General features: G+C 49.8%; 16 protein-coding genes. 6 read left to right on the forward strand and 10 right to left on the reverse strand.

The window, feature by feature from the left end:
• Nucleotides 1-29 precede the first annotated feature (29 nt).
• Complete coding sequence (locus KNO69_RS03150; RefSeq protein ID WP_214816080.1) at nt 30-407, reverse strand: DUF3021 family protein; 378 nt, start codon at nt 405-407, stop codon at nt 30-32.
• A gap of 160 nt (nt 408-567) precedes the next feature.
• On the opposite strand from KNO69_RS03150, the gene KNO69_RS03155 reads away from it, so the two are divergent.
• Together KNO69_RS03155 and KNO69_RS03160 are read left to right on the forward strand one after the other, a co-directional pair.
• Nucleotides 568-750: a hypothetical protein gene (locus tag KNO69_RS03155; protein WP_214690645.1), complete on the forward strand. Its 183-nt coding sequence runs from the start codon at nt 568-570 to the stop codon at nt 748-750.
• Between the two features lie 138 nt (nt 751-888).
• Complete coding sequence (locus KNO69_RS03160; RefSeq protein ID WP_078147330.1) at nt 889-1,515, forward strand: hypothetical protein; 627 nt, start codon at nt 889-891, stop codon at nt 1,513-1,515.
• 149 nt (nt 1,516-1,664) lie between these two features.
• Here KNO69_RS03160 and KNO69_RS03165 read toward each other — a convergent pair whose 3' ends face one another.
• From KNO69_RS03165 to KNO69_RS03205, 9 genes are all read right to left on the reverse strand, one after another.
• Nucleotides 1,665-2,138: an AraC family transcriptional regulator gene (locus tag KNO69_RS03165; protein WP_214816083.1), complete on the reverse strand. Its 474-nt coding sequence runs from the start codon at nt 2,136-2,138 to the stop codon at nt 1,665-1,667.
• 99 nt (nt 2,139-2,237) lie between these two features.
• The gene (locus KNO69_RS03170) at nt 2,238-2,738 is read right to left on the reverse strand and encodes a DUF1572 family protein (RefSeq protein WP_214816086.1); all 501 of its coding nucleotides are present in this window, start codon (nt 2,736-2,738) and stop codon (nt 2,238-2,240) included.
• A gap of 263 nt (nt 2,739-3,001) precedes the next feature.
• Complete coding sequence (locus KNO69_RS03175; protein ID WP_214816089.1) at nt 3,002-3,667, reverse strand: DUF2225 domain-containing protein; 666 nt, start codon at nt 3,665-3,667, stop codon at nt 3,002-3,004.
• 9 nt (nt 3,668-3,676) lie between these two features.
• Nucleotides 3,677-4,120, reverse strand: coding sequence for a YaaR family protein (locus KNO69_RS03180; RefSeq protein WP_074036246.1), 444 nt, complete (start codon nt 4,118-4,120; stop codon nt 3,677-3,679).
• 24 nt (nt 4,121-4,144) lie between these two features.
• Nucleotides 4,145-5,047: a flagellin N-terminal helical domain-containing protein gene (locus tag KNO69_RS03185; protein WP_159562647.1), complete on the reverse strand. Its 903-nt coding sequence runs from the start codon at nt 5,045-5,047 to the stop codon at nt 4,145-4,147.
• Nucleotides 5,031-5,411: a flagellar protein FliS gene (locus tag KNO69_RS03190; RefSeq protein WP_214816092.1), complete on the reverse strand. Its 381-nt coding sequence runs from the start codon at nt 5,409-5,411 to the stop codon at nt 5,031-5,033. Before KNO69_RS03190 ends, KNO69_RS03185 begins: the two co-directional genes overlap by 17 nt.
• Nucleotides 5,408-5,698, reverse strand: a complete 291-nt coding sequence (locus KNO69_RS03195; protein WP_047795070.1) for an EscU/YscU/HrcU family type III secretion system export apparatus switch protein — start codon at nt 5,696-5,698, stop codon at nt 5,408-5,410. Before KNO69_RS03195 ends, KNO69_RS03190 begins: the two co-directional genes overlap by 4 nt.
• A gap of 9 nt (nt 5,699-5,707) precedes the next feature.
• Nucleotides 5,708-7,453, reverse strand: coding sequence for a hypothetical protein (locus tag KNO69_RS03200; RefSeq protein ID WP_074036254.1), 1,746 nt, complete (start codon nt 7,451-7,453; stop codon nt 5,708-5,710).
• Between the two features lie 74 nt (nt 7,454-7,527).
• Entirely contained in the window at nt 7,528-8,034 is a 507-nt protein-coding gene (locus KNO69_RS03205) for a competence protein ComK (RefSeq protein WP_251124853.1), read from the reverse strand.
• A gap of 259 nt (nt 8,035-8,293) precedes the next feature.
• Between KNO69_RS03205 and cspD the strand changes: the two genes are divergently transcribed.
• The 4 genes from cspD (at nt 8,294) to prfB (ending at nt 13,179) form a co-directional block, all read left to right on the forward strand.
• Nucleotides 8,294-8,491, forward strand: coding sequence for a cold-shock protein CspD (gene cspD / locus KNO69_RS03210; RefSeq protein ID WP_012726946.1), 198 nt, complete (start codon nt 8,294-8,296; stop codon nt 8,489-8,491).
• A gap of 307 nt (nt 8,492-8,798) precedes the next feature.
• Entirely contained in the window at nt 8,799-9,362 is a 564-nt protein-coding gene (gene hpf / locus KNO69_RS03215) for a ribosome hibernation-promoting factor, HPF/YfiA family (RefSeq protein WP_012726945.1), read from the forward strand.
• A gap of 139 nt (nt 9,363-9,501) precedes the next feature.
• Nucleotides 9,502-12,024 carry a preprotein translocase subunit SecA gene (secA, locus tag KNO69_RS03220; RefSeq protein WP_214816095.1) on the forward strand — a complete coding sequence of 841 codons (2,523 nt, stop codon included), beginning with the start codon at nt 9,502-9,504 and terminating at the stop codon, nt 12,022-12,024.
• A 54-nt stretch (nt 12,025-12,078) separates the two neighbouring features.
• Nucleotides 12,079-13,179 carry a peptide chain release factor 2 gene (gene prfB, locus KNO69_RS03225; RefSeq protein ID WP_012726943.1) on the forward strand — a complete coding sequence of 367 codons (1,101 nt, stop codon included), beginning with the start codon at nt 12,079-12,081 and terminating at the stop codon, nt 13,177-13,179.
• Nucleotides 13,180-13,214 lie beyond the last annotated feature (35 nt).

The raw sequence follows: 13,214 nt of genomic DNA on the forward strand, positions 1-13,214 counted from the left end.
TCGAAGGCATATGCCTTCGAGCTTTTGTGTTAAGAGGCTTTGACTTGTCGACGCATGCGGATGATGAAATAAGAAGCGGTAAATAAAATCAGACCACTCACCGTGAAGTTTAAATAGAGACGTGCGGCATCTTGAAACGATGTGATTGGCGTAGACCGACCGAACCATAGAAGTGGTAGGATTGTCACGTGCATAACGCTCCAATGAATGAAGATTTGTTTCTTGAACGACCACTGTTTGACTTCATAAATAACGCTTGTGAGCCCGAGGAAGAAGGCGACTCCTGCGTAGATGAACATTCCATGCACAGCCTCTGCATTCCCTGACCAACCTTGATAGAGAGCAAGTATCGCGAATGGCAACGACCAAATGAGACTCCGAAGTATTCCTTTTTTCAATAGTTGCATATGAATCTTCCTTTCATCGAATCGTTGTAAATGTATACGGCTGTGGAAAGGAAAAGTTTCATATAAAGGGTATAGATGAAATGACGTCTGTTTTCCGCTATAATCGGGTAAACATCAATGTAGCCGTTGCTTCTTTTCTGGAAAGAGGGAGGGAAACGAGATGCGTGAGAAAGAGTCCAAGATATCGTCACGGAAGCGCCGTTATTTCGTCTATGGTCCAGAGGGAGCGTACGATGAATACGTGGAACGGGACCCGAAACTTGAAGCGTACGTCGAGGACGATACGCCGTTTGAGGATCGTCCTGACCCATACGAGGAAGAAGAGCTGAAATCAAGAGGATAAGTATACATGTCAAGGTCCGATTATGGACCTTGACTTTTATTTTACCTGGAACTTTTTCTTAATACGGTTCGGTTTGTCAATTCGTTATATTCGTCTTAACCACAACATCACTTGGATTAAGAAAAGGGAGAGATGAAGATGAACATGAAACGATTTGGCTTACTGGTGGCGGTACCACTCGCACTACTTGTCGGTTGCGGGGAAGCAGACGAACTGAAGACGACGGCGACGGATACGGAAGAAGTGGTAGAGGCGGAAGCGAACGTACCAGAGGAGACGACTGTTGAAGAGACGGACGTCCAAGAAAGTGAACTCGGTACGAACAAGATCTACATGAAGAATAAGGCACTCACGATCACGGAGACGATGGGTCCGATTCAATTCGCCATCGACAAAGTACAGACGTCACGCCTCACGGTCGCAGAAGCTTATAGCGACTCATTCGATGGACAAGAAGAGGTGACGGTCGTCGCGATGAACATGTTGGTCGAGAATACGGTCGACGAGACGATGAGCTTCCATCCGAACCAGGCAACACTGGTGACGAACACAGGGGAACAGGTGTCTTCGGATTTATGGTTCTCAGATGACGTCGGTGGAGAATTTTTAGGAAAGGTGAAGAAAGAAGGGAACGTCCTCTTCTTCGTGAAAGCAAAACCAGAAGAGCTGACGGACTTGAAAGTCGTCATCGATGGACCATTCAACGAGAACTTCGACAAAGTGGCAGAAGACCGCTACGAATATACACTTAACGTGACAAAATAAGAGTAGGCGTGCCGAATAAAATCGGTACGCCTAGTCTCATGGTTGATTATTACTACACAATAAGCATAGTGGTTAGCATAGAGAATATAAGAAGGGATTCTCATATTTTGAGAGTTCCTTGTATCTTAATTTTTTCATTTTGTAAAATCTTAATTCTTAATGGGTACATATAAATCGACTTTAGATTTTCCGTCGGGATCTTCAGCTGGTTTGTTCAAATTGAACTCCAAGGTATTTCTAGATTCGTCCACTGAATATTCGCGTTCTAGTAACCATTCTTCAAAAATATATTTATACGTCTCACTCAGTTTTTCTGGAGTATCGTAGAAATGGTGCACGATGTATTGACCACCTTCTAGCATTTTAAATTGTATCTCCCCGTGCCCTGTTTTATCAAAGTTTTTAGGAACTGTGACACAAGCATCATGTCTACATTCATGAGGATCAACATCGTTCGGATTATCTAATGAAATACCGATAAATTGACTTGATGGAGGGTAAAGGTTGTGTTCCGTCGCCCAATGTATTAATTTCCCCCAATGTTCTTGTGGTTCAAAATAGCTACCCGTACGTCTGATAAATGCAATTTCAGTCTCAGGTAATTGCTTTAAAGTCATATCCATTTTGTAACCCCCATTAAAGTTGACTGATTCAATTGTCTTGATGTCCAAAAAAGTGCTTCATTGAAATAATATCTCGTTGAAGTGTTGCAACAGGAATTGTTATTTACGCTGATGCGGCAACGGAATCGACAACACATCCCAGTCGCTCCCGGCGAATAGCTTCGACAGATAGACGATTTGTCCGACATGATACCCATAATGCGACACTTGGCGTTCGATCGCGTCAATCACGGAATGGGCTTCCCCTCGAATCATCACGTTCTTCCCTAAGTCATCTGGTGTCAAATCAGCTAAGACATTATCCAACAGTTGCCAACGCTCGTCCCAAACCTCCATGAGCTCCGCACGGGATAGCTGCTGGTCCTCGAACTCGGCGTCCCGGTCACGGTCCGGCTTCTCGCCATCTGTCGTCAAAAAATCGGTCCAACGCGACTTCATGTTATTCGCCATGTGCTGGATGATCAAGGCGAGCGAGAGTGTGTACGACGCAAGTGTCTTGTGCAGGTCCTCTTCACTCACTTGGACGAGCGCGCGCTCAGCGAGTTGTTTCTGGCTTTTAAACGTAGCACGTACGGTATCGAGATATTGCGTTTCAAACATGAAAAGATCCTCCTCTTCGTATGTATCTGCTTTGAATATACCCCATATCTATCCCACTAAAAATTAAATTAATGTTATAGCAATTGAGATTCCATGGGATACATCCTGCAAGACGTCACCGCATAGTCGACATGAGGGTACTGGGTAGTCAATGTTGCGTGGATCTCTTATTCATCAATTGTGTTGATTGCGTTTGTCCGTGAGTGGATGAGCGCGATTTTTTGTATTCAAAAAGTGTGAGACACAAGGTCCCACACTTCTGATTAGGCATGTTCCAATCGAAACTCTTCCCAATGATCACGGGCCTGGTTCCGGATGCGCTCCGATACTTCCTTACTGTTGAGGAGAATCCCATACCAGCGACGCGCGTCCTCGTAGTAGTCGAGCGCGGCCGACAAATCGGCAATCCGCAACATGAGCTGGTCGTACGGTAATCCGGTCCGAATCGGGTCTGTATAGGCTTCTTGCACCTCATTGTATTTATCGAGCGTTCGCTGCATCCATTCTTTTTCAGACGCTACATCCCCAATCAATCGATACATCCATACGATTCGCATCCCGAGCATAGCGATGACAGATGGTTTTTGTCCGCTCAATTGGGCCGTCATGACGGCGAACTTATAGAGAAGGATGACGTGCTCATATGAACGGTCGCCTTTCAACACATCCGGATTCACTTGATTGAAGTAGTTCGTCTCAAGCGCTTCTCGGTTATGTTTGCGCACCTTGTCGAACGAGTCGTGAAAGACGAGGTGACAATGGTCACAGACGGTCGGTTCGTATAAATAAGGATTCGGTCCATCATACGTTGTGTAGCCATCCTTCTCAACTTCGAGTGGACGGATGTGACGTGATAAGACACGGTTCGTCTTACTTTCTTGTAAACAATACGGACATTTGACTTTCTTCAAAAACAAATGTTCTGCCATCTCGACACCTCACACATAGACATTGACGAGCAATCCGCGAATTTCACCGACTTGGTCGAGTAGGGAAAGGCGAGAGGCCTCACCCGAGATGACCTGATCTGTCAGCGCGAGGAGTTTTTGGTCGACTTGTTCGACGACCTTATAAATCTTCGCGCGCCCGCGGCGATTGAATCCGCGTTTATCTTCGAGACGGAGTGCCGCGTCTACGGCCTCTTTCATAAAGTCTTTAATCATTTGTTTGTATTCGGCAAGCGCTTCGACAGTCTGACTTTCAGCTAGAAGTTCTCCTTGTTCATGAATCGCAGCGATTTGACGTTGGAAGCGTTCATGCTCTCGATCTTCGCGCTTCTGACCGATCACATTTTGGAAGGAGACACCGGGTTCGACTTCGGCGCGCTTTGCCTTACTTGAGCCGAGGAGCGATTGCGTCTCCATGATGCGACGAATGTCCATATGGGCAACCGTCCTTTCTTTAGGTTAGTTCAATAATTGTAACACGCCTTGCGGCAATGCGTTCGACTGGGCAATCATCGCCATGCCGGACTGGTTCAAAATGTTTAGACGTGCGAAGTCCATCATTTCACGGGCCATGTCGGCATCACGGATTCGTGACTCAGACGCCGTTAAGTTTTCTGAGCCGATGGCGACGACGCTGACGTTCGCCTCCAAGCGATTTTGGATGGCTCCGAGTTTTGAACGTTCGAGTGACACTTTGTTGATGGCTGCATCGAATTTTGAAATGGCATCACCCGCATCCTCAGGTGTCAATACACTCAATGCATAATACGTTTCAGTAGGTGTCGTCGAATCGTTGTCATGGTCGACGGCAGGAAGTTCTCCGCCACCGGGTGTCGTCATCGTGATATTGAGTGCATGGGCACGCATATCTTCCACATTTAAGATGACGGCTTCATTGTTACCTGCACCGATTTGGAAGAATAACGTATTATTGCCTTGCATGTATTCGCCATTCATAATTTTCTTTGAGTTGAATTCCGTCGTTTCGGCAATTCGTGTCACTTCGGCAGTCAACGCGTTAATTTCTTCCTGGACAGCTTTGGCGTCGTCTTCACTGAGCGTTCCATTTGCTGATTGAACCGATAATTCACGCATCCGTTGGAGAAGGGCGTGTGTTTCGTTCATCCCGCCTTCGAGTGTCTGCGTGAGTGAGATACTGTCGAGCGTGTTGCGTTCTGCCATCGAGAGCGAGTCGAGGCGCATCCGCATTTTCTCTGAGATGGCGAGTCCTGCCGCATCATCAGATGCCTTGTTGATGCGAATCCCACTTGAGAGGCGATCCATCGTTTTTTTCATTGACGCTTGATTCAGGGAAAGAGATGTATACGCTTTTAGTGCTTGGACGTTATTCGTAATTTTCATAACGGTTTCCTCCAGACGTGACAGGTTGGGTCTTGGCACGCTCCATTGCTTCACCCCATGTTTGGTCGAGGTCACTTGCGAGCGTATGTAGTTCGGCGATTTTTTCCTTATCCTGGTCGATGATTGCTTCGACGCTTGCGTTTGCCATATATAGATAAATTTCATCCAGTTGAGCCGCGATAATCCCGCCGCCGTCATGGAGTCCTTGGTGAAGTTTGACTAAAAGTTCACGGGCTTGGCGAAGATGACGGTTTCGTTCGGCAATCGTCGAATCTTGCGCATGTTTATAGTGATAGACGAGTGCGTGAAGCATCGCCTGAGTCAGCTCTTCCGGCCTCATTTCATATAATTGGGTTGAATTCATCTTTGTTCTCCTTTGATCGAATCAAGTTCCTCTATCAACAACAACACTTCTGCCATCACATCATAAAGTTGAGGTGGGATGGCGTCTCCTAGGTCAAGGTCGAGCAAATGGCCAAGCAAGGAATGGTCGTTCTCGACCGCTACTCCTCGGGCACGTGCTTCCTGTAAAATCTTTTCAGCGACGGCTCCGGTCCCGCGGGCGACGATGACGGGCGCTTTATCCGTCGTTTCATCATAGCGGACGACCGCGGCCGTCTTACGTTTCGTCAAATCCATGCGTTGGTACATCGGGACCTCCTAAATTCTAAAGTCATATCCTGTCGTCGGTGCTATCGTAGGCTCTTCGATGACACGATCAGCTTTCGTGAGCGGTTTGAACTGGGTCGTCACACTCTTATATCCAATTGTCTCGAGCGTTTGTTCGATTTTCCCGAGAAGGGGACGAGCGAGTCGCTCGACCGTCGAATCGTCGTGCTCGAGTGTGAGTCGGAGGTTTCGATCTTTTGCTTCGAGTTTGACACCAATTTCTCCAAGACGTGGGGTCTCTAAACGAATGTAGAGGACACTGTTCTCCCAGTCGACAACGTCCCCGGCCTCCCGGTTTTGGATATGAACATGGATTCCGGTGTCGATCTCTTGAACTTTTGCCGGTAGGGCGAACAAGAGTTGATGGAGCTGACCGCCATCAAGGCGGTTGAGCGTCTGTTGGACTTGGAAGAACGAGGCGAGGCGTTGCGCCTCGGGGTTCGTCGTATCTCCACGTACCGATAAAGCTGATGTCGGCGTATTGGACGTCGCTTGGGCGAGCTGTGCCTGTGTCTGCACACGTTGCGCTACTTCCTGGATGTGTCGTCCAGATAATGTCGAATCGAGCTTGAGTGGCGCGACGGTCGGCATCTCGCCGGCACGTGTCGCCCCGTGTGGGATATATTCGATGCGTGTCTGGTTCGGCGCATAACGGAAATCATTCAGTGCCGCTCGGACCTCTTTGACGAGTGTCGCACTCTCTTGTGGTTTCGTCGCAAGCAACGACAACGCGACGTCGAGTTTGGCCGTCATGGCGACCAATTGCTTCTCTTGAGTCACGTCGGTATGAAGCAAGGCGTCCGTCTTTTGGACGAGTTGTGTCAGACGGGTCGAGACGGTCTCGAGGGCAGGGCGTGCCGCATGCGGGTTCGTCTCGATCAACGTAGCAACTTGTCCGAGTTGTTTCGTGACGGTCGCCTGCTCGTTTCGGAACGTGTTCGTGACGGTCGCTAGATGTGACGTCACTTCCTTCACCATCACTTGCTTCCCGTTGATTGGAGGAAGCGGCATCGCTTGGCGCGATTCAGATTCAATCGGACGCGATGATATCGGTGTCGTCGGCGTGAGGTCACGGATGACCCGGTCAATCGTTTCCGGTGTCGGCGTGACGCGTTCACTCACGGGACGTGACAGATTGACGAGTTCGACATACCGCTCTTTTTGTGGGTAAGGAGCGTTCGGCGCCGGCGGTGTGATCTGTTGTTTCGCTTCGTTCAAAGAGAGGACGGCGATTTCCCGAGCCATCTCACGAGGAACGGTCGGAGTGTCGAGCGTCTTCAAATGTAGGATGACGTCCCGCATGTCCCCTTTGAACGCCGTCTCGAGAAGGCGTACCGTGTCTTCGTTCATCGGCAAGCGTCCGGATTGTAGCAGACGGCTGACCGCGCTTCGTACTTCAGGTGGAAGGGAAGCGAGGAGCGTCTGAATCTTCGCATCAAGCTTTGACGACGCGGACGCAGGTGGTGCGGATTCAAGTGTCTCTTCCTTTGGAGGAACGACGGTCGCCATCAAGACGCCGTCCTGTTCGGCGAGCGTCACTTGGAACGGGTTCGTTTTCGGAAGCCCATCTTTAAATGTGACCTCGACTTCTTCACCGTTGATCTTGACAATCGCGGAGTCGGGTCCTGTTTGTTTGACGAGTTCGGCCTTGTACGTCCGGTTCGTCTGGATGCCTGGTAAGACCGAACTGACGGCGGTCGCTTGGGCTTGAATTTGCATGTTTGTCACCTCGACCATAATATCGACCTCTTTTTAAAAAAATGAAGCGATACAATAGAAAAAAACCTTCCGTCTTTTCGACGGAAGGCGTGTCAGGACTCGAGCACGGGGTTCGCGTTCAATTGTTGGAACCGGGCGACAAGTTCACCTGTCGCTTTGAGCTGGTTCCGGAGGACGTACGGTGTTGCGTTCGTTTGGATTTGATGTCCATCAGTCGTGAGGACAAGCCCGTTCGGCTCACCCTCAATGTTCAGTATGTCTCGAATATGGGACCAGGCATACCATTCACAATCGTCTCGTTTTGGAGACTTCGTCGGGAAGAAGACGAGTCCAGTTGTCGGTTCAATCACGACAGGGACTTTCCCTTTTACGCCGGCGACGCGTTTGGCGATGAAGATTCTTTCCTCGATCGAGCTGTTGTACTGGCGGCAAGAAAGTTGCAACAACTGGTACGGCCGGAGCGGGGTTGAAATCTCGGTGCCATCCTCGAGAATGATCCGTGACTGCTTCATGATGTCAAAGCAAGGGAGAATCGCCACGGTTCGCTTTGTGATGCGATATTTTTCCTCAGAATAGTAGGAGCGCATACGCTGCACCATCCTCCTCGTATTAGATTTTCAGGATCGGCTAAAGACAAACGGCACAAACCTAAATCATCCCTTCAATGATATATCACAAAAAATGTAAATTCAACAAGACAATATGAAAAGTAGGGAAATATAATTCCAATGAAAGCCAAATGACGAAACGTTTACAAATATTTGAGAAAGTATTTGTCACGCTTACAAGAAGGTGGTAAGATTAGCCGTAGAGGACAATCCTCTGTATTCTCCAATGGTGAAAGGAATGGATTTACACATGGTAGGTAAAGTAAAATGGTTTAACTCAGAAAAAGGTTTTGGATTCATCGAAGTTGAAGGCGGCAAAGACGTGTTCGTACACTTCTCAGCAATCCAATCTGAAGGCTACAAATCACTTGACGAAGGTCAAGATGTAGAGTTTGAAATCGTTGATGGCGAGCGTGGCCCACAAGCGGCTAACGTTGTAAAATTATAATTTCAAACCACGAAGCCGGCTCCCTTGGGAGTCGGCTTTTTATTTTGTCTATATAATAAAAAAAGGCGTTTAAAAATGAGTGGAATGGGTATTTTCTTTCTATACCTTTCGCTCGTTCTAGGAAATGTTGAATTCGGAACAAAATTGTCATTATTTTCTGATGATAACGTTTTCAATCGCAGCGTTTTCGGGGTATAATATGAGTGAGCCACCTGGTTCCCCTTTCTTTTTTAAGAAATGAAGCAGGAGATTCCGTCTCGTTCGACGAATCATTGGTTCAAGCGGTTATTTCTAAGGAGGAGTTCAGATGATTTATAACATTCGCGGCGAAAACATTGAGGTCACACCAGCAATCAAAGACTATGTCGAGAAAAAGCTGGAGAAGTTGACTCGGTATTTCACAACTCCTACGGATGCACAGACGGCTTACGTCAACTTGAAAGTGTATAACGAGAAACAAAAAGTGGAAGTGACGATCCCGATGCCGAACTTGTTGCTCCGTGCTGAGGACATCAACCTCGACATGTATGCGGCAATCGACCTCGTCGTCGATAAATTGGAACGTCAAATCCGTAAACACAAAACGAAACTCAACCGTAAAGGACGCGGGAAAGAAGGTGGCGTTGGCGAGTACTTCAAGTCTTTAGAAGGACCTGATGATACACCGGCCGTCTACGATGAGGACGAGGCAGAACTCGAACTCGTGCGGACGAAACGCTTCACGTTGAAACCGATGGACACGGAAGAGGCGATTCTTCAAATGGATATGCTCGGTCACAGCTTCTTCGTCTTCTCAGACGCAGAAACGGGCAACACGAACGTCGTCTACCGTCGTAAAGATGGGAAGTACGGCTTGATCGAACCTGAATAATAAACTTGACACTACACGACCTCCCGGCTTCGGGGGGTCGTTTCCTTTTGCCTTTCCTTGAAAGGTGGCACCACTTCGGTTAAACTGTACATTAGGGAAAAAACATGCATTTTTTAGTGAGTGCAGAGGAGATATGAGTATGGCGAACTTTTTGAAAGAGTTATTTGCTCCACAGAAACGAATGTTGAAAAAAGCAGAGAAAGCGGCCGACTTGATCGAGTCGTTCGCCGAACCAATCAAAGCATTGTCCGACGAACAGCTTCAGGCGAAGACGGAAGAGTTCCGGGAACGTCTGGCAAAAGGCGAGACACTTGACGACCTCTTGCCGGAGGCGTTCGCGGTCTGTCGTGAGGCATCGGAGCGTGTGCTCGGGATGCGTCATTACCGTGTCCAGCTCATCGGGGGCTATGTGCTCCATAACGGCGACATCGCCGAAATGAAAACCGGTGAAGGGAAGACGCTCGTCGCGACACTTCCTGTCTACTTGAACGCGCTCACTGGCCGTGGCGTACACGTCGTAACGGTCAACGAATATTTGGCGAAACGAGATAAAGAACTCATGGAGCCGCTCTACTTCGCACTCGGTCTTTCAGTCGGCCTCAACGTGTCGAACATGGACCGTGTCGAGAAACAAGCGGCCTATAACTGTGATATCACGTACTCGACGAACAACGAGCTCGGATTCGACTACCTCCGTGACAACATGGTCCTTTATAAAGAAGACCGTGTTCAACGTGAGCTCTACTACACGATCGTCGATGAAGTCGACTCAATCCTCGTCGATGAGGCGCGTACTCCGCTCATCATCTCAGGTTCGGCTCAAAAGTCGACTGAACTCTACACGCGCGCGGATGCGTTCGTCCGTACGTTGAAAGAGGAAGACGATTACACGGTCGACGTGAAGACGAAGTCGGTCCTCTTGACGGACCAAGGGGTCGACCTCGCCGAGAAGTTCTTCGGCATCGACAACCTGTTCGCAATCGAGCACGTCGCCGTCAACCATCACGTCGGGCTCGCCCTTCGTGCAAACGCGGTCATGCATCACGATATCGACTATATGGTACGTGAGGGGCAAGTCATGATCATCGACCAATTCACGGGTCGTGTCATGGACGGACGCCGCTACTCGGAAGGTCTTCACCAGGCAATCGAGGCGAAAGAAGGCGTCGAGATTCAACGCGAATCGATGACGCTCGCCACAATCACGTATCAGAACTACTTCCGGATGTACGAGAAACTTGCCGGGATGACCGGTACAGCGAAGACAGAGGAAGAAGAGTTCCGTAACATCTACAACATGCAAGTCGTGACGATTCCGACAAACAAACCGATTCTCAGGGACGACAAGGCAGACCTCATCTTCAAATCGATGGAAGGCAAGTTCAAAGCCGTCGTGGAAGAGATTTCGGCAGTTCACGCGACGGGACAACCGATCCTCGTCGGAACGGTCGCCGTCGAGACATCTGAATACTTGAGCAAGCTTTTGACGAAGAAGAAGATTCGTCACGATGTCTTAAACGCGAAGAACCACGCGCGTGAGGCGGAAATTATCGAGAACGCCGGTCAAAAAGGTTCCGTCACGATTGCGACGAACATGGCCGGTCGTGGTACCGACATCAAGCTCGGAGAAGGTGTCATCGACCTCGGTGGTCTTTACATCATCGGGACAGAGCGTCACGAATCACGCCGAATCGATAACCAGCTACGTGGTCGTGCGGGCCGTCAAGGGGACCCGGGTAAATCCCAGTTCTACTTGTCACTCGAAGACGAGCTCATGCGTCGCTTCGGAACGGATAGCCTCCAAAGCATGATGGAGCGTCTCGGGATGGATGACACGCAACCGATTGAGAGCCGCATGGTCTCGAAAGCGGTCGAGTCAGCGCAAAAACGTGTCGAAGGAAACAACTACGATGCGCGGAAGCAGCTTCTCGGTTATGACAACGTCATGGCGGACCAACGGAAGGTCATGTACAAGGACCGCTCGAGCATCCTCGAGAACGAGTCGGTCACGGATATCGTCCGTTCGATGATGGCACAGACGGTCGAACTCGGTGTCGGTCAATACACGCCGATCGAACTCGTACCGGAAGAATGGAACATCGACGAGCTCGCGCACTGGGCCAACCAGACGCTCGCGCTCGAGAAGACGGTCGAAGGCAAAGACTTCTACGGCAAAGAGCGTGAAGAAATCATCGAGCTTCTCATGGAGCGCGTGAAAGAGCAGTACGAGGCGAAACGTGAACTCGCACCACCGGAACGCTTCAACGAGTTTGAGAAGATTATCGTGCTCCGTGCCGTCGACTCGCACTGGATGTCCCATATCGACCATATGGACCAGTTGCGCCAAGGGATTCATCTCCGCGCCTACGGACAGAACGATCCGCTTCGTGAGTATCAAGCGGAAGGGATTAACATGTTCGACGCGATGAACGCGGCGATCTCAGAAGAAGTGACGGGCTTTGTTCTTCGTGCCGAAGTCGGGGACAACCTCCGACGAGAGAAAGTCGTCGAAGAGGAAGTCGCCGTATCAGGCAAGAGCGATGCACCGGTCAAGAAGAAGCCGGTCCGTCGTTCGAAAGAAGACAGCATCGGCCGGAACGACCCGTGCTGGTGCGGTTCTGGCAAGAAGTTCAAGAACTGTCACGGTAGACAACAGGCTTAATTATTGAAGAGGCGGGTCCGCTCGCCTCTTTCCTACGGAAAGGTGAATCACACTATGGAAATTTCAGATATTCGGAACGAACTAGAGGCGATGGCGAAACGCCTCGAGAATTACAGAGCGTCTCTCAACTTGACAGAGAAAGAGGCACGTATCGCCGAGCTCGAGAACGAGATGACGTATCCTGACTTCTGGGACAACCAGGAGAAGGCACAAAAAGTCATCGATGAGTCAAACGGACTCAAAGCGATGGTCGACAAGTATCAAGACCTCGCCAATCAACATGAGGACGGCGAAGTGACGCTCGAACTCATCAAGGAAGAGCCGGACGCCGAGATGCAAGAAGAGCTCGGGGAATCGATTCAAGCGCTCAAAAAGGAGTTTGACGACTTCGAACTCGAGATCCTCTTGAACGGACCATACGATGCGAACAACGCCATCCTCGAATTGCACCCGGGTGCGGGCGGTACCGAGTCACAGGACTGGGCATCGATGCTCCTTCGGATGTATCAACGTTTCGCCGACAAACAAGGCTGGAAAGTCGAGACGGTCGATTACCTCCCGGGTGAGGAAGCGGGCGTCAAGTCGGTCACGCTCCGCATCGTCGGTCATAACGCATACGGCTACTTGAAGGCGGAGAAAGGGATTCACCGCTTGGTCCGCATCTCGCCGTTCGACTCGTCAGGTCGTCGTCATACGTCGTTCGTGTCATGTGACGTCATGCCGGAATTCGATGACGACATCGAGATCGAAGTACGGACAGAAGACCTCCGTATCGACACGTACCGTGCATCAGGTGCCGGCGGTCAGCACATCAACACGACGGACTCTGCCGTCCGGATCACGCACGTGCCGACGGGCGTCGTCGTTTCGTGTCAGACCGAGCGCTCACAGATCAAGAACCGTGAGTCGGCGATGAAGATGTTGAAAGCGAAATTGTACCAACGCGAACTCGACGAGCAGCAACGAAAACTCGACGAGATCCGTGGGGAGAAGACGGACATCGGTTGGGGTAGCCAAATCCGTTCGTATGTCTTCCACCCGTATTCGATGGTCAAAGACCACCGGACGAACTATGAAGTTGGGAACACGAGTGGCGTCATGGACGGCGACGTCATGCCGTTCATCGATGCCTACCTTCGTAAAACAAATATGTGATGCATGTGGCTCAAAGACACCTGTCTTTGGGCCAT

The organism is Exiguobacterium sp. s131 (genome assembly GCF_018617345.1).
In the GTDB taxonomy this organism is placed as follows: domain Bacteria; phylum Bacillota; class Bacilli; order Exiguobacteriales; family Exiguobacteriaceae; genus Exiguobacterium; species Exiguobacterium profundum.